We start from the raw sequence: 18,072 nt of genomic DNA on the forward strand, positions 1-18,072 counted from the left end.
GCCCGTCTTGCGTGGCGATCGACGGGGCGGCGCTCAGCCTGCCACCAGTCCCATGCTTTCCAGCTTCAGAAGCACCTGCTGGGCGCAGTGGTCGACCTCCATCCCTTCGGTGTTCACGACCAGTTCGGCGCTGGTCGGCGCCTCGTAGGGGTCGGAGATGCCGGTGAACTCCTTGATCTTGCCTTCGCGCGCCAGCTTGTAGAGGCCCTTGCGGTCGCGGCGCTCGCATTCCTCGAGGCTGGTTGCGACATGCACCTCGACGAAGGCGCCGTAGGCCTCGATCATCTCGCGCACCGCCCGCCGGGTTGCGGTGTAGGGCGCGATGGGCGCGCAGATGGCGATGCCGCCGTTCTTGGTGATCTCCGACGCGACATAGCCGATGCGGCGGATGTTGATGTCGCGGTGTTCCTTCGAGAAGCCCAGTTCGCTCGACAGGTGCTTGCGCACCACGTCACCGTCCAGAAGCGTCACGGGACGCCCGCCCATCTCCATCAGCTTGACCATGATCGCGTTGGCGATGGTCGACTTGCCCGAGCCCGAAAGCCCGGTGAAGAACACGGTGAAGCCCTGCTTCGAACGCGGCGGCGAGGTGCGGCGCAGCTCGTTGACCACCTCGGGGAACGAGAACCATTCCGGGATCTCAAGTCCCTCGCGCAGACGGCGGCGAAGCTCGGTGCCCGAGATGTTCAGGATGGTGACGTTCTCGCGGTCTTCGATCTCGTCGGCGGGCTCGTACTGGGCGCGCTCCTGCACGAAGACCATGTGCTTGAAGTCGACCATCTCGATGCCGATCTCGGCCTGATGCTCGCGCACCAGCTCCTGCGCGTCGTAGGGGCCGTAGAAATCCTCGCCCGCGCTGTTCTTGCCGGGGCCGGCATGGTCGCGGCCCACGATCATGTGGGTGCAGCCGTGGTTCTTGCGGATGATGCCGTGCCAGACGGCCTCGCGCGGGCCCGCCATGCGCATGGCGAGGTTCAGAAGGCTCATGTGGGTGGTCGAGGCGGGATACTTGTCGAGCACGGCCTCGTAGCAGCGCACGCGGGTGAAGTGATCGACGTCGCCCGGCTTCGTCATGCCCACGACCGGATGGATCAGCAGGTTGGCCTGCGCCTCCTTGGCGGCGCGGAACGTCAGCTCCTGGTGGGCGCGGTGCAGCGGGTTGCGCGTCTGGAAGGCGACGACGCGGCGCCAACCGAGCTTGCGGAAATAGGCGCGCAGCTCGTTCGGCGTGTCGCGGCGGGCGCGGAAGTCGTAATGCGTCGGCGGCTGGATGCCGGTGATCGCGCCGCCGAGATAGACGGGGCCCGCGACGTGGTGCAGGTAGTTGACCGCCGGATGGGCGAGGTCGTCGGCGCCGTAGACCAGTTCGGCCTCGCGCGCCTTGTCGGGGCTCCACTTGTCCGACACCGACAGGATGGCGAGGATGACGCCCTCGGCGTCGCGCAGGGCAATGTCCTGACCCGGCTCGACCGTCTCGGCGAAGGCCTCGGACACGTCGAGCGTGATCGGCATCGGCCAGAGCGTGCCACCGGCAAGCCGCATCGTGGTGAGGACGCTGTCGTAATCCTCCTGGCCGAGGAAGCCCTTGAGCGGGTTGAAGCCGCCGTTCATCAGAAGCTCCAGGTCGCAGGTCTGGCGCGGCGTCAGGTCCCACGAGGGAAGGTCGCCCGCGTCGCGCTTCAGCTTCTGCGCGCTGTCCGGCGAGACGTAGAGTTCCTGGATCGGGGTCAAGTGGTTCTGCATGAAAGGGGTCCTGGTCTTGAGGGAAAGAAGGCCGCTGGCCGTTCCGGTCAGTTCGGCGTGAAGGGCGTCGTATTCGGCAAGCTTGCGGGCGAGGAAGCGGTCCGCGAGGCGCGACCGTTCCGCCGCGCCGCGCGACGTGAGGGCGTAGGCGAACCGCTGGCGCCGGTCCGGACCCTGCCGGTCCGTGACGGTGACGAGCCCCGCGTCCGTCACCGCGCGAAGCTGCGCGTTGAGCCGCCCGAGGCTGATCCCGAGCGCTTCCGCCGTGGCGCGCTGCGACGCCTCGGGGGCCCTGTCGAGCTGGCGCAACAGGCGAAAGACGAGGTCCTCGTCTGCGAGGGGCGGAAGCGGATCGGTCACGGCAGGTCCGGTTGAGTCGGGTTTGTTCACCGCTGAACAAATGACACGCGCCCACGCTCGACGAAAGAGGTTTGTTCACCCATGAACACAATGTCGCCAGCCCGGCATCAATAAGGCCCGGGTTTCACGGGGTCTCGGGCCGTCGCCCCCTGCGAGGCTTGTTCTTGCGGAAGACGGTCGCGCGCGAACCGCGCGGCGTCCCGAGAGCAGACGAACGGGCCGGGCTGGCGATTGCCGCGGTGTGGCGCGGAGGCTTGCCGCCTCCGTCGCGCGCTTTGTGTCGAACTTCGCTGGTGCCGCGGGCAAGATGCCGCCCGGTCCATCAGGGCGTCTGGCGGCGCCCGTGCCGGGCGCGCCGCATCACGTCACTCCGCGGCCGGGGTCTCCGCGGCGTAGACGCCCGCTTCCGTCACCGGCTCGCCTTCCTGTTCGGCCAGCCACTTCTCGGCGTCGAGCGCGGCCATGCAGCCCATTCCGGCGCTCGTCACGGCCTGCCGATAGACGTGGTCGGTGACGTCCCCGGCGGCGAAGACGCCCGGGATCGAGGTGCGGGTGGTGCCAGGCTCGACCTTGACGTAGCCGCCATTGTGCAGGTCGAGCTGATCCTTCACGAGGTCGGTCGCCGGCGCATGGCCGATTGCCACGAAGAAGCCAGCGCAGGCGATCGTCCGCGTCTCGCCCGTCTCGACGTCGCGAACGACCACGCCCTCGACGCCGCGCGGCTCCTCGGAGCCGACGACCTCTTCCACCGTGTGGTTCCACACCACCTCGACCTTGGGGTTCCGGAACAGGCGCTCCTGCATGATCTTCTCGGCGCGCAGGCTGTCGCGGCGGTGCACCAGCGTCACCTTGGTGGCGAAGTTCGTCAGGAACAGTGCCTCTTCCACCGCGGTGTTGCCGCCGCCGATCACGACGATCTCCTTGCCGCGATAGAAGAACCCGTCGCAGGTCGCGCAGGCCGAGACGCCAAAGCCCTTGAAATGCTCTTCGGAGGAAAGGCCCAGCCACTTCGCCTGCGCGCCGGTCGCAAGGATCACGGCGTCGGCGGTGTAGGTCGTGCCGGTGTCGCCCGTGGCGGTGAAGGGACGCTTCGAGAGGTCCAGCGCGCTGATGTGGTCCGAGATGATCTCGGCCCCGGTTTCGCGCGCATGGGCCTCCATGCGGACCATCAGGTCGGGGCCCATGACGGACGCGTCGCCCGGCCAGTTCTCGACATCCGTGGTGATGGTCAGCTGGCCGCCGGGCTGGATGCCCTGCACGAGGATCGGTTCGAGCATCGCGCGCGACGCGTAGACGGCGGCCGTATAACCGGCGGGACCGGACCCGATGATCAGCAGGCGGGTGTGGCGGGTGTCGGACATGATCGGGCCTCACTTCTGTTCCACGACGAGGATATAGGCCGGGCGCCGTCCGCGCGAAAGGGCCGATCGGGCCCTTCGCCTTGACGCGGAATGCCCGCGCTGCGCAGTAAACGGGCACCGGCGTCCAGATCCGGGTTGCAAAACCGGCGTGCCTCTTTCAAATGTTGCGCCAGCGTGAAATAAAGTTGCGCGGCGCAACCTGCTCACGCAAATAACCACCAGACACTTCTCCGTCAGAGGCGCGGACCACATGCCCAGTACAAAGCTCGACCCGATAGACCGCAAAATCCTTGCCGAGCTTCAGGCCGATGGCCGAATGACCAACGTCGAACTCGCCAAGCGCGTCGGAATCTCCGCGCCGCCCTGCCTGCGGCGCGTCCGCACGCTGGAGGAGGCGGGCTACATCCGCGGCTACCACGCCGAGGTCGATCCCCGCCTTCTGGGCTTCGAGGTCCAGGTCTTCGCCATGGTCGGCCTTTCCAGCCAGGCCGAGGCCGATCTCGTGGCCTTCGAGACGCTCTGCCGCTCGTGGCCGCTGGTCCGCGAGTGCCACATGCTCAACGGCGACATCGACTTCATCCTGAAATGCGTCGCGCCCGATCTCTCGACCTTCCAGAGCTTCCTGACCGGCGACCTGACCGCCGCGCCCAACGTGGCGAGCGTGCGCACGTCGCTTGTGATCCGCGGCGCAAAGGACGCGCCCGGCGTTCCTTTCGAGGTCATGGAGGACAGGCTGAGCAGGTCCGCCTGATCCGATGTTGCCCCCCGCAAAAAGCCAGATCCCGTCGCTTTATCAGGAGGCGCTGGGCCTGCAGAAGGCCGGCGAGGCTGAGGCCGCTCTTGCGATCTACCGGCGCATCCTCACGGTCGTTCCGGGCCAGGGCGAGGTGCTGTTCCAGGTCGGCCGCCTGCAGACGCGGGCCGGCGACCTGGAGGCGGCCGAGGCAAGCCTTCGCAAGGCGCTGAAGGCCAAGCCCGGCGAGGCCGCGATCTGGCAGGCGCTGCACGCGGTGCTGGAGGGCGCCGCGCGCCGGCAGCTCGAACGCGAGGCGGCGCGTGCGCGCGTGCCCCTCGGCCTGGCCGAGGAGGCCGCGCCGATCTTCGGCCAGATCGCGAAGGGCGAGGCCGACCGCGCCCTGAAGCAGGCGCTTGCGCTGGTGCGCGCCGCGCCTGCCGCCGCCGCGCCCGCCCATGCGCTGGGTGCGGCCCATCTCGCGCTCGGCAACTGGGCGGCGGCGCTGCCCGCGCTGGAGACGGCGCGCGACCGCGCGCCGGGCGACGGCGCCGTCCTCCTCGACCTCGCGCAGGCGCTGGCCCGCCTGGGAAGGCCCCTGCGCGCGCTGTCGGTTCTGGACGAGGCGGCGGCGGCGGGGGCCGAGACGACGTTGCCGCGGGCCGCCGTTCTGCGCGACATCTGCCGCATCGAGGAAGCGTCGGAGGTGCTTGCCGCCGCGGCCGCCGCGCGCAAGGCGCCCGCGGGCGTTCACCGCGAGAACGCCCTGACCCTCGCGGCCTTGCGCCGGGCCGATGCCGCGCGCAAGGCCTTGGCCCCGGCGCTGAAGGCGCGGCCCGAACGCGCCCTGTCGCTCCGCCGCGAGCTTGCGAGCGCGCTGACCGACGAGGGCGAGATCGAGGCTGCGCAGGCGGTTCTTGGCGAGGCGCTGGCGGCCCGGCCCGATGACGCGGGCCTTCTGGTGCAGCGCGGACAGCTTCGCCAGACGGTTGGCGATCTTGCGGGCGCCGAAGCCGACCTGACGCGCGCCATCGAGATCGCCCCGCGCACCGCCGAAGCCTACCGCGCCTATGCCAACGGCCGCAGGTCCGCGCCGGACGATCCGGTCGCCGCCGCGCTTGCCGGTCAGCTGGGTCAGGCGGATCTCGACGCGCGGACACGCCGCGTCATGTCCTTCGCGGCGGCCAAGTTTGCCGCCGACCGCGGCGACACCGAGGTCGAGACCGGCCATCTCGAGCGGGCCAACCGGCTCATGGCGCAGGCCTTCCCCTATTCGTTCGATGCCGATCTTGAGAGCGCCCGGCGCCTTGCCGCGGACTGGCGGAGCCTAGAGGGCATGACGCGCGAGGGGCCGGCCGAGCCCGTCGTCTTCGTCACCGGGCTGCCCCGGTCCGGCACCACGCTGGTCGAAAGCGTCCTGGCCGCTCATCCCGACGTCACGGCCGGCGGCGAGATGCCGTTCCTGTCGCGCGCGCTCGCGCCCGCGATCGAGGGCCTGCGCGACGGCGCACCCGATGCCGCCCGCTTCGCCGAGGCCGGGCGCCGTTACCTCACCGCCGCGCGGCGCAGGACCGGTGCCACGGCGGTGATCGCCGACAAGGCGATCTCGACCTTCTCGCGCATCGGCCATGCCGCCGCCGCGTTGCCGGGCGCGCGTTTCGTCGTGCTCCGGCGCGATCCGCGGGACACCGGCCTGTCGCTGTGGCGCAACATGTTCGCCGAGGGGCTGCACCGCTATGCCTACGATCAGGTGCAGATGGCGCGCTACATCCGGCTGCACGAGGCGCTCGTCGCGTTCTGGGCCGAGCGGCTCGTGGACCGGGTGCATGTGCTCGACTACGAGGCGCTGACCTCCGACCCCGAGCCAGAGATACGGCGTCTCGTGGCGTTCTGCGGCCTTGCATGGGACGAGGCCTGCCTCTCGCCGCATGCCGCCAGACGCAACGTCGCCACGCTGAGCTTCGCGCAGGTGCGCCAGCCGATCGGACGCGGGTCGGTTGCGGGGTGGCGCCGGTTCGAGGCGGGCCTTGGCGATCTTCTCGCCGAGCTTGACCGGACCGCGCGGCACGATCTGCAGGCGCCGGACTGAACGTTCCCCTGCGAAGGCGCGCTGCCCGGAGACGCGAAGGGCGGCCGTTCTGGCCGCCCGCTTCAAGCGTTCGCGATCGAGAGGCGTCGCGCCGGCCCCCCATCCGGTGGCCTTACCCTGTGGCCTTGATCCTGGCCGGCTTTGCGGCTGCCCGTCTGGGTCTGTACTTGCGCGCCCAGGCGAGTCTGATCTCGGCCTCTGTCTTCTTCGCCTCAGCGAGGATGGTTTCCATCCAGCGACGGGTTTTCATCTGCCTGTGTCCTCGTTCCGTGGCGCGTCCGGGCCCATGCGGGCCTTCGGGCGGTGATGCCGCGGCTTTCCGGCAGTCTTGCGGCGAATTTTCTAACGCGCGATGAACTTTCACGGCGAAAATGGGGCGCGGGCTTGCCGCGCCGCGCCTTTTCGAGCGCGATTCGATACGAAATCTACCGGCTTGCCCTGGAGGTCCGTCCCGCCCGCGTCAGAGACGGATGGCCGACAGGAGCCGTCCGTAATCCGCCTCGCCCCGGTGGATCGAGCGGCGGTACGAATAGAAGCGGCCCGCGTCGCGGTAGGTGCAGTGCCGCGTCCATTCCGCGTTGCGGATGCCGGCGGCGCGCAGCCGCTTCAACCCGTAGCCTGGAAGGTCGAACAGGTACCTGTCGTCCGCCCCGTTGATGAAGAAGCGCGCGTTGGCCGGGTCGTCGTCGCAGAAGCGTTCGAGAAATTCCTGTCCGACCTCGTAGGCGGACTGGCTGATGCAGGGGCCGATGGCCGCGCGGATGCGGTCCCGGTCCGCGCCGGCGGCCTCCATCTCGTCGATGGTGGCTTCGACGATACCGTCGAGCGCCCCGCGCCAGCCCGCGTGCGCGGCGCCGATGACGCCGGCCTCGGGGTCCGAGAACAGGATGGGCTGGCAGTCGGCCGTCAGGATCGCGATGGCGAGGCCCGGTGTCGAGGTCACGATGGCGTCGGCGCGCGGCCGATCCGAGGGGGACGCCCCGAGCGTGACGGCGTCCGCCGAATGCACCTGGTTCACGGTGACGAGCCGTTCCGGCACGACCCCGAGCGCGGCCGCAGCCCGGCCGCGGTTCATCTCCACGATCTCGGACTGGTCCGACGATCCTCCGCCGCAGTTCAGGCCTTCGAATATGCCCGACGACGCGCCGCCGCGTCGCGTGAAGAATCCGTGGCGCACGCCGCCGAGCGCAGGCGCGGTGAGGATCTCGAGGCTTACGGTCACTGCGGCCATGGACGGATTGCGCTGCCTCCCTTTTCTTGCGGCTTAGTCCGCGAATCCGGGCGGAAGAGACGACCCCTCCGGCACGATCGCGAGCAGCTTGAACAGGTTTCCCATTTCATCGGGATGCGTCAACCGCCTGTGTGCGGCGACATGCGCATCGAGCGCTTCGCCCTCCAGCCGCCGCGCCAGCGCGCGGGCGCGCCCGGTGACGCCGAGCCGCTCGAGGAAGACGCCTTGCGTCACCAGGGGAGAGGCCTTCGCGGGCGCCGCAGCCCGCGCGATCGGGCCGAAGGCGACATGCGCCGTCAGGTCGGCCTCGCCGGGGGCGTGGAACGGGTCCGCATGGGCATGGGCCGCAATCGCCTGGAAGGTGTCGCCGATGCTTTCCGTGTCGCCATAATCCACGATCAGCGCGGCGCCCCCCCGGCGCGCGATCCGCTCGCCGATGGCGGCGGCGATGGCTTCGGCGGGCGCGTTGTGTTCCACGATCTGGCCGTCGTGCGTGTCCGCGAGCCGCCCCTCAAGCGCGGCGACGGGACCGGGCGGGGCGAGGCCGAGCACGAGGTCGTCGTCGCGGACGCCGACCACCCGCTCGCGCCAGGACGGCCCGCCTGCGCGCTGGAACTGGCGGATCGGAAGCGCGTCGAAGAACTCGTTGGCCACGAGGAGAAGGGGCAGGTCGGGGATCGTGTCGAGCGTGTCGTGGAATTGCGGGGCCGCGCCGGCGAGGGTTTCGGCCTGAAGCGTGCGCAGGTGCGGCGAGGCCTCCACGAGGTGCAGCCGCAGGGCGTCGTGGAAGCCCGGCACGCCCGCCGTGGCGCGCAGCGCGTCGGCCATCAGCGTGCCGCGCCCGGGCCCCAGCTCGACCAGCGCGAATTCGCCCGGAGCGCCGTGGTCCATCCAGGTCTGCGCGAGGCACAGCCCCAGGAGCTCGCCGAACATCTGGGAGATTTCGGGCGCGGTGACGAAATCGCCCGCCCGCCCGAGCGGGTCGCGCCGCGTGTAGTAGCCGTGCTCGGGGTGCAGCAGGCACTCGGTCATGTAGTCGGCCAGCGTCATCGGCCCGGTGCGGCCGATGCGCTGGACGAGGCGGGCCTTGAGCGGCGTCATGCCGAGGCCGTCCGCCGCCGCGCGATCAGCCACAGGCCCGCCGCGATCATCGGAAGGGTCAGAAGCTGCCCCATCGTCAGCCCCACCGAGGGCGACAGGTGCAGCGCGTAGCCCAGCGGGTTGCCGGCCGAGACGAACTGCGCGTCGGGCTGGCGCACGAACTCCACCGCGAAGCGCGACAGGCCGTAGAGGACGAGGAACAGCCCCGTCAGCGCACCGGGCCGCTTCAGCCAGCCCCGCCGCCACCCCAGCCACAGGAGGATCGCGCCCATGAGCAGACCTTCGAGGAGCGCCTCGTAAAGCTGCGAGGGATGGCGCGCGCAAAGCGTCGCCATCGCGCGCTCCACCAGGCCTTCGGGGCCGGGACAGGCCTGCGCCGCCTCGCCGGGGAAGATCACGGCCCACGGCACGTCGGACGGACGGCCCCAGAGCTCGGCGTTGATGAAGTTCGCGATCCGTCCCAGGCCGATGCCGATGGGGGCAACCGTCGCCATCGCGTCCGCCACCTGCAGCGGCGGGACGTCGTTGCGGCGGCAGAAGATCCACCCTGCGATCGCGACCCCGATCAGCCCGCCGTGGAAGGACATGCCGCCCTCCCAGATGCGCAGGATCGACAGCGGGTCGGAAAGGTAGCCGCCGGGCTGGTAGAACAGCGCGTAGCCGATCCGCCCGCCCAGGATCACGCCCAGCACGACCGCGGTCAGAAGGCCCTCGACCTGCTCGGGGCGCATCGGCGGCGTCTCGCCCGGCCAGAGCGCGGGCCGCCGGACCGCGCGCACGATCAGCCACCAGCCCGCCACCAGACCCGTGATGTAGGCCAGCGCATACCACCGCAGCGCGAAGGTGAAGTCGCCGAAGGAGACCGAGAAGATCTCGGGCGAGATGTCGGGAAAGGGAATGGCGAGGATCATGGTCTTGCGCGGTCCTTCAGCCTGACGGGTGGGGATGGCAGCGGGCTCGTGTGCGCCGGGATGCGGGGCGGCCGGGGTGAAGTCAACCTTGATCCCCGCCGGGCGCGGGGCCATATGTCCGAAGCCAGAACGAGGAGGCCACCGATGCAGACGCGCAACCGGATCATGGAAGATGTCAGCCAGCTGATGACGAACGCGATGGGCGTGGCCCAGGGCGCGCGCGCCGAGGCCGAGACGGCGATGAACTCCATGATCGACCGCTGGCTTGCCGACCGCGATTTCGTCACCCGCGAGGAATTCGAGGCAGTGCGCGCGATGGCTCAGAAGGCGCGCGAGGAGAACGAGGCGCTCAAGGCGCGCATCGCCGCGCTCGAGGCCGCGTCGAAGGGCTGATCGGACGGGGCGCGCCGCGCAGCCGCGCCTCGGCGAAGACCCTGCGATCCTGAACGTCCTGCCCGAAAACGGGTGCAATTCGGCCCCGCGCCCGCCGCGACCCCGCCTAGCGATCGGCCATTTTCCCGGCTACTCCGGGCGCGTAGTTTCGTGCGAGGGTCAGATCAATGGACGAATCCATCCTTTCCATCCTGCTTGCGCCTGCCGTGATGCTTGCCGCCGTGATCGGCGTCCTCGGCCTGTTCGCGATCGCCGTGATCCTGCGCCAGCGGAAGAAGAGGATCCGTCGGAGGCTTGAACGCCGCCGCCAGCAGGAAACGCAGCGAGAGCAGAACGAGCGCAACGCCTCCGCCGCGCGGAAGCCGAGCCTCAGGACCTACGCGATGCCCGTCGTGGACGTCAGCGAGAAGCGCGTCTTCGCACAGATCGAGGAGGTCGCCCTGCGCGGCGCCGCGGGCCATCGCGTCCTGCCGCAGGTGGCGCTGAGCGCGTTTCTCTACAACGGCATGAAGGGACTGTCCCGCAGCGACGAGATCGAGGCCGCAATCCTCATGTCTTCCCGGCAGGTCGATTTCCTCGTGGTGGACGATGCCTGGCAGCCGGTCGTGGCGGTCAGCCTCGAGCGCGACAGTCTCTCGGCGGGGGAAGATGACGGTGTGGAGGCGGATGCTTGCGCGAACGCGGGCATCCTGTTCCTCATGGCCTCGCCCAGGGGCCTTAGCCCGGCGCAGCTCGACGAGATCCGGCGGCATGTCGGCGATCCGCAGGTCATTGCGGCGCAGTAATCCCCAAACCGCTATATCTTGTGGGTAACGCCATAATTCGGCGTGCCCACCCTTTGCGTCACAAAAATACTTCTTTACAGGTCCCGGAAGTCGCCGCACGATATCTTGTAGGGACCGGGCCCGTCCCGGCGACCCCTAGCAAAGACACCCAGCCAGTAGTGGGCGTCTTGGAACGATAACCAAGGCCCTGCACGGCTGCCAACCCAACGAGGCCTGGGCAATGTCGCATTCCGAGCAGTATCTGGACGTCGAGGACATCCATCCCATCGATATCGTGGAGTCGCTGGCCACTCATCACGAGTGGGATTTCGACCGCGTCGCGGACGATCAGATCGCGATGGCCATCGAGGGACAGTGGCGGACCTATTCCGTCACCCTTGCGTGGTCGTCCTACGACGAGACGCTGCGCATGATCTGCACTTTCGACATGGACCCGCCGGAAGACGGCCGCGCGAAGCTCTACGAGATGATGAACCTCGTGAACGACCGCTGCTGGGCGGGCGCCTTCACCTGGTGGGCGGCCCAGAAGCTCATGGTCTACCGCTACGGTCTCGTGCTGGCGGGCGAACAGCTGGCCAGCCCCGATCAGATCGCCTGCATCGTGGAGACCGCGGTCCTCTCGGCCGAGCGCTACTATCCCGCGTTCCAGCTTGCGCTTTGGTCGGACCGCACCCCCGAGGAGGCCATGCAGGTCGCCATTGCGGAGGGCTACGGCCGCGCCTAGTCTGCGTCCCCGAACGAATGACGGGGGACGAGAATGGCTTTTTCCGAGATCGCGCGCCGCGGCCTTGTCATGCTGGGCTGCGGCAAGATGGGATCGGCGATGCTGGAGGGCTGGCTGGAGCGTGACCTGCCGCCGGCCTCCGTCCATGTCATCGATCCGAACCCTTCGGACTGGCTTCGCGTGCAGGGTGTGTCGCTGAACGGGACGATGCCCGAAAACCCGGCGGTCGTGCTTCTGGCCGTGAAGCCGCAGATGATGGCCGAGGCGCTCCCGCGGGTCGCGGCCTTCGGCGGGGGCGGCACGCTGTTCGTGTCGGTCGCCGCGGGAACGCCGATCGCCACGTTCGAGGCCGCGCTCGGCGAGGGCACGCGCGTCGTGCGCGCGATGCCCAACACGCCGGCCGCCATCGGGCAGGGCATCACCGCGATCGTCGGCAACGCGGCGGCCGGGCCCGACGACCTCGCGCTGGCCGAGGCGCTTCTCTCGGCGGTGGGACACGTCGTGCGGCTGGACGCCGAGGACCAGATCGACGCCGTCACCGGCGTGTCCGGGTCCGGCCCGGCCTACGTCTTTCACATGATCGACGCGATGGCGGAGGCGGGCGTGGCCGAGGGTCTGCCGCCCGAGCTTGCCATGGCGCTCGCCAAGGCGACCGTGGCGGGTGCGGGCGCGCTGGCGATGAGCGCGGACGAGACGCCGGAACAGTTGCGCATCAACGTGACCAGTCCCAACGGCACGACACAGGCGGGGCTCGAGGTGCTGATGGACGATGCCACGGGGCTTTCGCCCCTGATCCGGCGCACCGTCGCCGCGGCGGCGCGCCGCAGCCGGGAGCTTCGCGGATGAGCGAGATCTCCTACGACGATTTCCTCAAGGTCGACATCCGCGTGGGCACCGTCTTGCGGGCCGAGCCCTTCCCCGAGGCGCGCAAGCCCGCGATCAGGCTCTGGATCGATTTCGGCCCCGGCATCGGCGAGAAGAAGAGCTCGGCGCAGATCACCGCCCATTACGCCCCCGAGGACCTGCCCGGCCGACAGGTCATGGCCGTGGTGAACTTCCCGCCCCGCCAGATCGGCCCGATGCTGTCGGAGGTGCTGGTGCTCGGCCTGTCGGACGAAGATGGCGGGATCGTGCTGCTCGCCCCTGACCGGCGCGTCGCCGACGGCGAAAGGATGCATTGATGAAACTCCTGATTTCCCGCCGCCTTCCCGAAAGCGTGATGGCCGAGGCGGAGGCACGTTTCGACGTGACCTGCCGGGGCGTCACGACGCCGATGGGCCACGACGAATGCGTGACCGCGCTGAGGGACTACGACGCGGTCCTGCCGACGCTTGGCGACGCCTTCCGGGCGGCGGCCTTCGAGGCAGCGGGCAGGCCGCGCTGCGGGCTCCTGGCGAATTTCGGGGTGGGCTACAACCACATCGACGCGGAGGCGGCGAAGGCTGCGGGCGTGGCGGTGACGAACACGCCCGGCGCCGTCACCGACGCCACGGCCGACATCGCCATGACGCTGATCCTGTCGGCGGCGCGCCGTGCGGGCGAGGGCGAGCGGATGGTGCGGAGGGGCGACTGGGCGGGCTGGCACCCGACGCAGATGCTGGGGCTGCACGTTACCGGCAAGACGGTGTGCATCGTCGGCATGGGCCGCATCGGGCAGGCCATCGCGCGGCGCTGCCACTTCGGGTTCGGCTGCCGGATCGTCTACGTCAACCGCTCGCGCAAGGAGGTCGACATGCCTGCCGAGCAGATGGAGATGCGCGAGGCGCTGGGCCTCGCCGACATCGTGGTGCTTGCGACGCCCGGCGGCGCGGGGACGCATCACCTCGTGGGGCGGAACGCGTTCGCGGCGATGCGGCCGCACGCGATCTTCGTCAACATCTCGCGCGGCGACGTCGTCGACGAGGCGGCGCTGATCGACGCGCTGGAGGCGGGAACGATCGCGGGCGCGGGGCTCGACGTCTACGAGTTCGAGCCAGAGGTGCCGGCCCGGCTGGTCGCGCTGGAGAACGTCGTGCTGCTGCCGCATCTCGGCACGGCCGCGCTGGAGGTGCGCGAGGCGATGGGGCGCATGGCGCTGGAGAACGTCATCGCGTTTTCGGAAGGCCGCGTTCCGCCCAACGCGGTCTGAGAGACGGCGCCGCCGGAGGGGGGCTGTCTGCCCCCCGGCGCCTGCGGCGCCTCCCCCCGAGAGTTTTCCTGCAAGGATGAAGCCGGGGCCGTCAGGCGGGCCGGTCGCCCGTCGCCTCGCGGAAGTGGCGCCGGCACAGCGAGACGTAGCGGTCGTTGCCGCCGACCTCGATCTGCGCGCCCTCGGTCACGGCCTCGCCGTTGGCGTCCACGCGGATCACCATCGTGGCCTTGCTGCCGCAATGGCAGATCGTGCGCACCTCGCGCATCTCGTCGGCGAGCGCGAGAAGCGCCGCGGAGCCGGGAAAGAGCTCGCCCCGGAAATCGACCCGCAGCCCGTAGCACATCACCGGCACTCCGAGGTCGTCGACGGCGCGCGCGAGCTGCCACACCTGCTCGCGCGTCATCCACTGCGCCTCGTCGACGAGCACGCAGGCGCAGGGGCCGGCCGCAAGGCGTGCCTCGATCTTCGCGAAGAGGTCGCAGGCCTGCGTATAGGTGTCTGCTTCGGCGGCGATGCCGATCCGGCTCGCGATCCGGGCCGTTCCCGCGCGATCGTCGAAATTCGCGGTCAGCAGGTAGGTCTGCATCCCGCGCTCGATGTAGTTGTAGGACGCCTGCAGAAGCAGGGTCGATTTCCCCGCGTTCATCGTGGAGTAGTGGAAGTGGAGCTTGGCCATGGCCGGCTTGTGCAAAAAAGGCGCGGCGGGGGCAAGGGCGCCTGCGAGCCGCGGGGACGGGGACAGGACATGACGGATGCGGCGGGGCTCTATCTCAAGCGGCACACCGAGCGGCTGATCAAGGACGTGGGCTATGCGGCCGCCTGCACGCTGACGGGGCGGTCCAAGGCGACGCTGGGGCGCTACTTCTCGGAGGACGAGGGTCATGCCGACCGGTTCATCCCGGTCGACGCGGTCGCCGCGCTGGAGGCGGCCTCGTCCTTCCCGCACGTCACCGCGGCGCTTGCGGAGCTGAACGGGGGACAGGTGGCCTACGGGGAGGGGCGGCGCAATGCCGGGCGCGGGGAGGGCGGCGTCACCGCGGGCGTCATCGCCCTGAGCCAGCGCTTCGCGATCCTGATGGCGGAGTACCACCGCGCGCTCGAGGACGGCGTGATTTCGGTGAACGAGACGCGGCGGCTGCTGGCGGAGGTGCTGGAGCTGCAGAGGGTTCTGGTCGAGATGAAGCTGAAGCTGGAGGCCGAGGGCGGCTGATGCCGGGCGTGGGGCGGCCTCAGGCGGCGCGTTCCAGGATGACCGATCCCACCGAGTAGCCCGCCCCGAACGAGCAGATCAGGCCGAGGTCGCCGTGCGCGAGGTCCTCGCAGTGTTTGGAGAAGGCGATGATCGATCCGGCCGAGGAGGTGTTCGCGTAGTCCTGAAGGATGTTCGGCTGCTCGCCCGGTTCGGGATCGCGTCCCAGCACCTTGCGGCCGATGTAGTCGTTCATCGTCCTGTTGGCCTGGTGCAGCCAGAGGCGCCTGAGGTCGCCCGGCCCGATGCCGTCCTCGGCCATGTGCTCGGCGATGTGTTTCGAGACGAGCGGCAGCACCTCCTTGAAGACCTTGCGGCCGTTCTGCATGAACTGCATGTCGCGGCGGTCCTGCATGTGGCCCTTCCGCGTCCGGCGCAGAAAGCCGTCGTTGTTGCGGATGTTGTTGGAGAACTGGGTCGCGCAGCGCGTGGAGCGGATGCGGAAGTGCGGGCCGCGTGCGAGATCCTCGCGCTCGATCAGCACCGCCGTGCAGACGTCGCCGAAGATGAAGTGGCAGTCGCGGTCGCGCCATTCGAGGTGCGCCGAGCAGATCTCGGGGTTCACGACGAGGGCGCGGGCGATGGAGCCCGACCGGACCATGTCGGCGGCGGCCTGGATGCCGAAGGTCGCCGAGGAGCAGGCGACGTTCATGTCGAAGGCGAAGCCGCCCGCGCCGAGCAGGTCCTGGATCTCGATGGCGACGGCGGGGTAGGCGCGCTCGTGGTTGGAGGCGGCGCAGATGACGGCGTCCACCTCGGAGGGATCGACGCCGGCCATGTCGAGGGCCTCACGGCAGGGTCCCAGCGCCATCTCCGCCATCTGGCCGGGCTCGTCGTCGCGGCGTTCCCTCAGCCAGGGATGCATCACGCCGGGATCGAGGACACCGGTCTTGTCGAGAACGAAGCGCTGCTCGATGCCCGAGGCGGCGAGGATGAAATCGCTCGAGGAATGGGCCTTCGCCTCGACCTCACCGGCCGCGATGGCCTCGGCGTGATCGGCGTTCCAGCGGTCGGCATGGGCGTTGAAGGCGGCCACGAGCTCGTCGTTGGTGATCGTCTCGCCGGGGGTGAAGACCCCGTGCCCGGTGATGGCTGGCTGATGCATGTCTCTCTCCGGAATGTGCGTCGCAGATGCGCGCGAAAGCTGCGGGGCGTCAAGCCTCGTGGCGCGCCCCGCTGCCGTGCGGCTTGCTTGACACCCGGGCGAAACTGGCCACTTTGCGCGACAATCGAGCATCAAGGAGCCATCCGCATGGCCGCCTCTCCGCCTCCCTTCGCCGGGTTCGAATTCCTGATCGCCTGGCGCTACCTGCGCGCGCGCCGCGCCGAGGGAGGCGTGAGCGTGATGACATGGATCAGCTTCCTTGGGATCGCGCTTGCCGTCGCGGCGCTGATCGCGACGCTCGCCGTGCGCTCGGGGTTCCGCTACGAGTTCGTGGGCACGATCCTCGGCGCGAACGCACATGTCAGCGTCTACGACCAGGTCGAGACGACCGCGACGGGGCAGATCGACCGGACGCTGGAAAACTACGCCGAGGTGGCGGACGCGGTGGCGGGCGTGCCCGGCGTCGTCCATGCCGCGGCGGTGGTGCGCGGCCAGGTGATGGCGACCCACCAGGGCCGGAACGCCGGCGTCGAGGTCATCGGCATCGCGCCCGAGGACCTCGCCGAGGTGCCTCTGGTCGCGGAGCCGGAGTTGGCGCGCGGCGATCTTTCGCGCTTCTCGGAAGGCATCGCAATCGGCTCGGGCGTCGCGCGCGAGCTGGGCGTGGGCGTGGGCGACACGGTGCGCCTGATCTCGCCCGACGGGGCGCGCACGCCCTTCGGCACCAGCCCGCGCGTCTCGGCCTACGAGGTCGTCTACATCTTCCAGGTCGGGCGCTGGGACATCGACCGGGTGCGGGTCTACATGCCCTTTGCCGAGGCGCAGACCTACTTCAACCGCGACGGGGTGGCCGACGAGATCGAGGTGCTGCTGGCGGATCCCGAAGAGGTGCAGGAGATGATCGTGCCGATCCTTCGGGCCGCGGGCGCGGGCGTCTCGCTCTGGACCTGGCAGGACAGTTCGGGCGCGTTCCTCCAGGCCCTCCAGATGGAGGACAACATCATGTTCATCATCCTGTCGATCCTGGTCCTGATCGCGACGATGAACATCGTCTCCGGCTTGATCATGCTGGTGAAGAACAAGTCGCGCGACATCGGCATCCTGCGCACGATGGGTCTGTCGGAGGGGTCGGTCCTGCGCGTCTTCTTCATCTGCGGATCGGCCATCGGGGTTGCGGGCACCGTCGTGGGCGTGGCGCTGGGATGCGCCTTCGCGATCTGGATCGACCCGATCTTCGCCTTCGTGAACTGGGTCGCGGGCGGCGGCGTCTGGGACCCTTCGGTGCGCTTCCTGTCGAGCCTGCCCGCGCGGCTGGAATGGGGGGACGTCCTGTCGGCGATGGCGCTGTCGCTGGGACTGTCGTTCCTGGTGACGGTGTTTCCCGCGCGCCGGGCCGCGCGGATGAACCCGGTCGAGGCGCTGCGCTATGAATGAGGCACCTGCGCTGAGGCTCGGCGGGATCGAGAAGGTCTACAACCGCGGCCGCCCCAACGAGGTCCGCGTGCTGCGCGGCGCCTCGGCGGAGATTGCGGAGGGCGAGGTCGTGGGCCTCGTGGCGCCCTCCGGGGCGGGGAAGTCCACGCTTCTGCACATCGCGGGCCTGCTCGACACCGCCGATGCGGGAACGGTCGAGATCGCCGGGCGGGACGTCGGACATGCCTCGGACCGGGCGAGGACGGCGGCGCGGCGCGGTCTGGTCGGCTTCGTCTACCAGTTCCACCATCTTCTGCCCGAGTTCACCGCGGCCGAGAACGTGATCCTGCCGCAGCTGGCGCACGGCGCGCCGCGGCGCGAGGCGGCGGAGCGGGCGGCCATGCTTCTGGACCGCGTCGGCCTGACCGGCCGCGCGCAGCACCGGCCGGGCGCCCTGTCGGGGGGCGAACAGCAGCGTGTGGCCTTCTGCCGGGCGCTTGCGAACGGGCCGCGGGTGCTGCTTGCGGACGAGCCGACCGGCAACCTCGACCCCGAGACGTCGGACCGCGTCTTCGAGGTGCTCATGTCGCTGGTGCGCGAGACGGGGATGGCCGCGCTGATCGCGACGCACAACCCCTCGCTCGCGGCGCGGATGGACCGGGTGCTGAGGCTCGACCAGGGGGTGCTTGCCTGACGCCGGACACGGGGCGGAGGCGGCGAGAGGCGCGGCCGCGGCCGCGCGC

At 69.8% G+C, this 18,072-nt stretch carries 18 protein-coding genes; 11 read left to right on the top strand and 7 right to left on the bottom strand.

Features of this window, described 5'->3' with window-relative positions; all coding sequences use genetic code 11:
• Nucleotides 1–33: 33 nt before the first annotated feature.
• Together P6F26_RS07700 and trxB are read right to left on the bottom strand one after the other, a co-directional pair.
• Nucleotides 34–2,103 carry a bifunctional sulfate adenylyltransferase/adenylylsulfate kinase gene (locus P6F26_RS07700; RefSeq protein WP_278028081.1) on the bottom strand — a complete coding sequence of 690 codons (2,070 nt, stop codon included), beginning with the start codon at nucleotides 2,101–2,103 and terminating at the stop codon, nucleotides 34–36.
• Nucleotides 2,104–2,468: 365 nt separating this feature from the next.
• Entirely contained in the window at nucleotides 2,469–3,464 is a 996-nt protein-coding gene (trxB, locus tag P6F26_RS07705) for a thioredoxin-disulfide reductase (RefSeq protein ID WP_278028082.1), read from the bottom strand.
• Between the two features lie 250 nt (nucleotides 3,465–3,714).
• On the opposite strand from trxB, the gene P6F26_RS07710 reads away from it, so the two are divergent.
• Both P6F26_RS07710 and P6F26_RS07715 read left to right on the top strand, forming a co-directional pair.
• Nucleotides 3,715–4,215: an Lrp/AsnC family transcriptional regulator gene (locus P6F26_RS07710; protein ID WP_278028083.1), complete on the top strand. Its 501-nt coding sequence runs from the start codon at nucleotides 3,715–3,717 to the stop codon at nucleotides 4,213–4,215.
• A 4-nt stretch (nucleotides 4,216–4,219) separates the two neighbouring features.
• Nucleotides 4,220–6,286, top strand: coding sequence for a tetratricopeptide repeat-containing sulfotransferase family protein (locus tag P6F26_RS07715; RefSeq protein WP_278028084.1), 2,067 nt, complete (start codon nucleotides 4,220–4,222; stop codon nucleotides 6,284–6,286).
• Nucleotides 6,287–6,746: 460 nt separating this feature from the next.
• Here P6F26_RS07715 and pgeF read toward each other — a convergent pair whose 3' ends face one another.
• Genes pgeF through lgt form a run of 3 tightly spaced genes read right to left on the bottom strand, consistent with a single transcriptional unit; the run spans nucleotide 6,747 to nucleotide 9,529 of the window.
• Nucleotides 6,747–7,517 (bottom strand): peptidoglycan editing factor PgeF, encoded by a 771-nt coding sequence (pgeF, locus tag P6F26_RS07720; RefSeq protein ID WP_278028085.1) that lies wholly within the window; start codon nucleotides 7,515–7,517, stop codon nucleotides 6,747–6,749.
• 33 nt (nucleotides 7,518–7,550) lie between these two features.
• Nucleotides 7,551–8,618, bottom strand: a complete 1,068-nt coding sequence (locus tag P6F26_RS07725; RefSeq protein WP_278028086.1) for a class I SAM-dependent methyltransferase — start codon at nucleotides 8,616–8,618, stop codon at nucleotides 7,551–7,553.
• The gene (gene lgt / locus P6F26_RS07730; protein WP_278028087.1) at nucleotides 8,615–9,529 is read right to left on the bottom strand and encodes a prolipoprotein diacylglyceryl transferase; all 915 of its coding nucleotides are present in this window, start codon (nucleotides 9,527–9,529) and stop codon (nucleotides 8,615–8,617) included. Before lgt ends, P6F26_RS07725 begins: the two co-directional genes overlap by 4 nt.
• Before the next feature lie 144 nt (nucleotides 9,530–9,673).
• Between lgt and P6F26_RS07735 the strand changes: the two genes are divergently transcribed.
• The 6 genes from P6F26_RS07735 (at nucleotide 9,674) to P6F26_RS07760 (ending at nucleotide 13,559) form a co-directional block, all read left to right on the top strand.
• Nucleotides 9,674–9,922: an accessory factor UbiK family protein gene (locus tag P6F26_RS07735; RefSeq protein WP_278028088.1), complete on the top strand. Its 249-nt coding sequence runs from the start codon at nucleotides 9,674–9,676 to the stop codon at nucleotides 9,920–9,922.
• A 167-nt stretch (nucleotides 9,923–10,089) separates the two neighbouring features.
• Nucleotides 10,090–10,707, top strand: coding sequence for a DUF2726 domain-containing protein (locus tag P6F26_RS07740; protein ID WP_278028089.1), 618 nt, complete (start codon nucleotides 10,090–10,092; stop codon nucleotides 10,705–10,707).
• A gap of 220 nt (nucleotides 10,708–10,927) precedes the next feature.
• Nucleotides 10,928–11,431: a type III secretion system chaperone family protein gene (locus P6F26_RS07745; RefSeq protein ID WP_278028090.1), complete on the top strand. Its 504-nt coding sequence runs from the start codon at nucleotides 10,928–10,930 to the stop codon at nucleotides 11,429–11,431.
• Nucleotides 11,432–11,464: 33 nt separating this feature from the next.
• A complete protein-coding gene (proC, locus tag P6F26_RS07750) occupies nucleotides 11,465–12,277 on the top strand; it encodes a pyrroline-5-carboxylate reductase (RefSeq protein WP_278028091.1) in 813 nt (270 codons plus the stop codon).
• Nucleotides 12,274–12,612, top strand: a complete 339-nt coding sequence (locus tag P6F26_RS07755) for a tRNA-binding protein (RefSeq protein WP_278028092.1) — start codon at nucleotides 12,274–12,276, stop codon at nucleotides 12,610–12,612. Before proC ends, P6F26_RS07755 begins: the two co-directional genes overlap by 4 nt.
• Nucleotides 12,612–13,559, top strand: a complete 948-nt coding sequence (locus P6F26_RS07760) for a 2-hydroxyacid dehydrogenase (protein ID WP_278028093.1) — start codon at nucleotides 12,612–12,614, stop codon at nucleotides 13,557–13,559. The genes P6F26_RS07755 and P6F26_RS07760 overlap by 1 nt, the downstream gene beginning before the upstream one ends.
• A 91-nt stretch (nucleotides 13,560–13,650) precedes the next feature.
• Here the strand turns inward: P6F26_RS07760 and P6F26_RS07765 are convergent, their stop codons facing one another.
• Complete coding sequence (locus P6F26_RS07765) at nucleotides 13,651–14,238, bottom strand: thymidine kinase (RefSeq protein ID WP_278028094.1); 588 nt, start codon at nucleotides 14,236–14,238, stop codon at nucleotides 13,651–13,653.
• A gap of 69 nt (nucleotides 14,239–14,307) precedes the next feature.
• Here P6F26_RS07765 and P6F26_RS07770 point away from each other — a divergent pair, with 69 nt between their 5' ends.
• On the top strand, nucleotides 14,308–14,772 hold the full coding sequence (locus tag P6F26_RS07770) for a hypothetical protein (protein ID WP_278028095.1): 465 nt from the start codon (nucleotides 14,308–14,310) through the stop codon (nucleotides 14,770–14,772).
• A 19-nt stretch (nucleotides 14,773–14,791) separates the two neighbouring features.
• Here P6F26_RS07770 and P6F26_RS07775 read toward each other — a convergent pair whose 3' ends face one another.
• Nucleotides 14,792–15,916 (bottom strand): beta-ketoacyl-ACP synthase III, encoded by a 1,125-nt coding sequence (locus P6F26_RS07775; RefSeq protein ID WP_278028096.1) that lies wholly within the window; start codon nucleotides 15,914–15,916, stop codon nucleotides 14,792–14,794.
• 147 nt (nucleotides 15,917–16,063) lie between these two features.
• Between P6F26_RS07775 and P6F26_RS07780 the strand changes: the two genes are divergently transcribed.
• Together P6F26_RS07780 and P6F26_RS07785 are read left to right on the top strand one after the other, a co-directional pair.
• Nucleotides 16,064–17,350, top strand: coding sequence for a lipoprotein-releasing ABC transporter permease subunit (locus P6F26_RS07780; RefSeq protein WP_278028097.1), 1,287 nt, complete (start codon nucleotides 16,064–16,066; stop codon nucleotides 17,348–17,350).
• Nucleotides 17,343–18,023: an ABC transporter ATP-binding protein gene (locus P6F26_RS07785; protein WP_278028098.1), complete on the top strand. Its 681-nt coding sequence runs from the start codon at nucleotides 17,343–17,345 to the stop codon at nucleotides 18,021–18,023. The genes P6F26_RS07780 and P6F26_RS07785 overlap by 8 nt, the downstream gene beginning before the upstream one ends.
• The last annotated feature ends 49 nt before the right edge of the window (nucleotides 18,024–18,072 follow it).

Origin of the sequence: Roseicyclus salinarum (assembly GCF_029624655.1) — a bacterium.
Classification (GTDB): domain Bacteria; phylum Pseudomonadota; class Alphaproteobacteria; order Rhodobacterales; family Rhodobacteraceae; genus Roseibacterium; species Roseibacterium salinarum.

Bases quoted from the DNA above. Each gene is read 5' to 3' on its own strand.
- trxB (WP_278028082.1), bottom strand. From the start codon at position 3,464: ATGTCCGACACCCGCCACACCCGCCTGCTGATCATCGGGTCCGGTCCC.
- P6F26_RS07710 (WP_278028083.1), top strand. From the start codon at position 3,715: ATGCCCAGTACAAAGCTCGACCCGATAGACCGCAAAATCCTTGCCGAG.
- P6F26_RS07715 (WP_278028084.1), top strand. From the start codon at position 4,220: ATGTTGCCCCCCGCAAAAAGCCAGATCCCGTCGCTTTATCAGGAGGCG.
- pgeF (WP_278028085.1), bottom strand. From the start codon at position 7,517: ATGGCCGCAGTGACCGTAAGCCTCGAGATCCTCACCGCGCCTGCGCTC.
- P6F26_RS07725 (WP_278028086.1), bottom strand. From the start codon at position 8,618: ATGACGCCGCTCAAGGCCCGCCTCGTCCAGCGCATCGGCCGCACCGGG.
- lgt (WP_278028087.1), bottom strand. From the start codon at position 9,529: ATGATCCTCGCCATTCCCTTTCCCGACATCTCGCCCGAGATCTTCTCG.
- P6F26_RS07735 (WP_278028088.1), top strand. From the start codon at position 9,674: ATGCAGACGCGCAACCGGATCATGGAAGATGTCAGCCAGCTGATGACG.
- P6F26_RS07740 (WP_278028089.1), top strand. From the start codon at position 10,090: ATGGACGAATCCATCCTTTCCATCCTGCTTGCGCCTGCCGTGATGCTT.
- P6F26_RS07745 (WP_278028090.1), top strand. From the start codon at position 10,928: ATGTCGCATTCCGAGCAGTATCTGGACGTCGAGGACATCCATCCCATC.
- proC (WP_278028091.1), top strand. From the start codon at position 11,465: ATGGCTTTTTCCGAGATCGCGCGCCGCGGCCTTGTCATGCTGGGCTGC.
- P6F26_RS07755 (WP_278028092.1), top strand. From the start codon at position 12,274: ATGAGCGAGATCTCCTACGACGATTTCCTCAAGGTCGACATCCGCGTG.
- P6F26_RS07760 (WP_278028093.1), top strand. From the start codon at position 12,612: ATGAAACTCCTGATTTCCCGCCGCCTTCCCGAAAGCGTGATGGCCGAG.
- P6F26_RS07765 (WP_278028094.1), bottom strand. From the start codon at position 14,238: ATGGCCAAGCTCCACTTCCACTACTCCACGATGAACGCGGGGAAATCG.
- P6F26_RS07770 (WP_278028095.1), top strand. From the start codon at position 14,308: ATGACGGATGCGGCGGGGCTCTATCTCAAGCGGCACACCGAGCGGCTG.
- P6F26_RS07775 (WP_278028096.1), bottom strand. From the start codon at position 15,916: ATGCATCAGCCAGCCATCACCGGGCACGGGGTCTTCACCCCCGGCGAG.
- P6F26_RS07780 (WP_278028097.1), top strand. From the start codon at position 16,064: ATGGCCGCCTCTCCGCCTCCCTTCGCCGGGTTCGAATTCCTGATCGCC.
- P6F26_RS07785 (WP_278028098.1), top strand. From the start codon at position 17,343: ATGAATGAGGCACCTGCGCTGAGGCTCGGCGGGATCGAGAAGGTCTAC.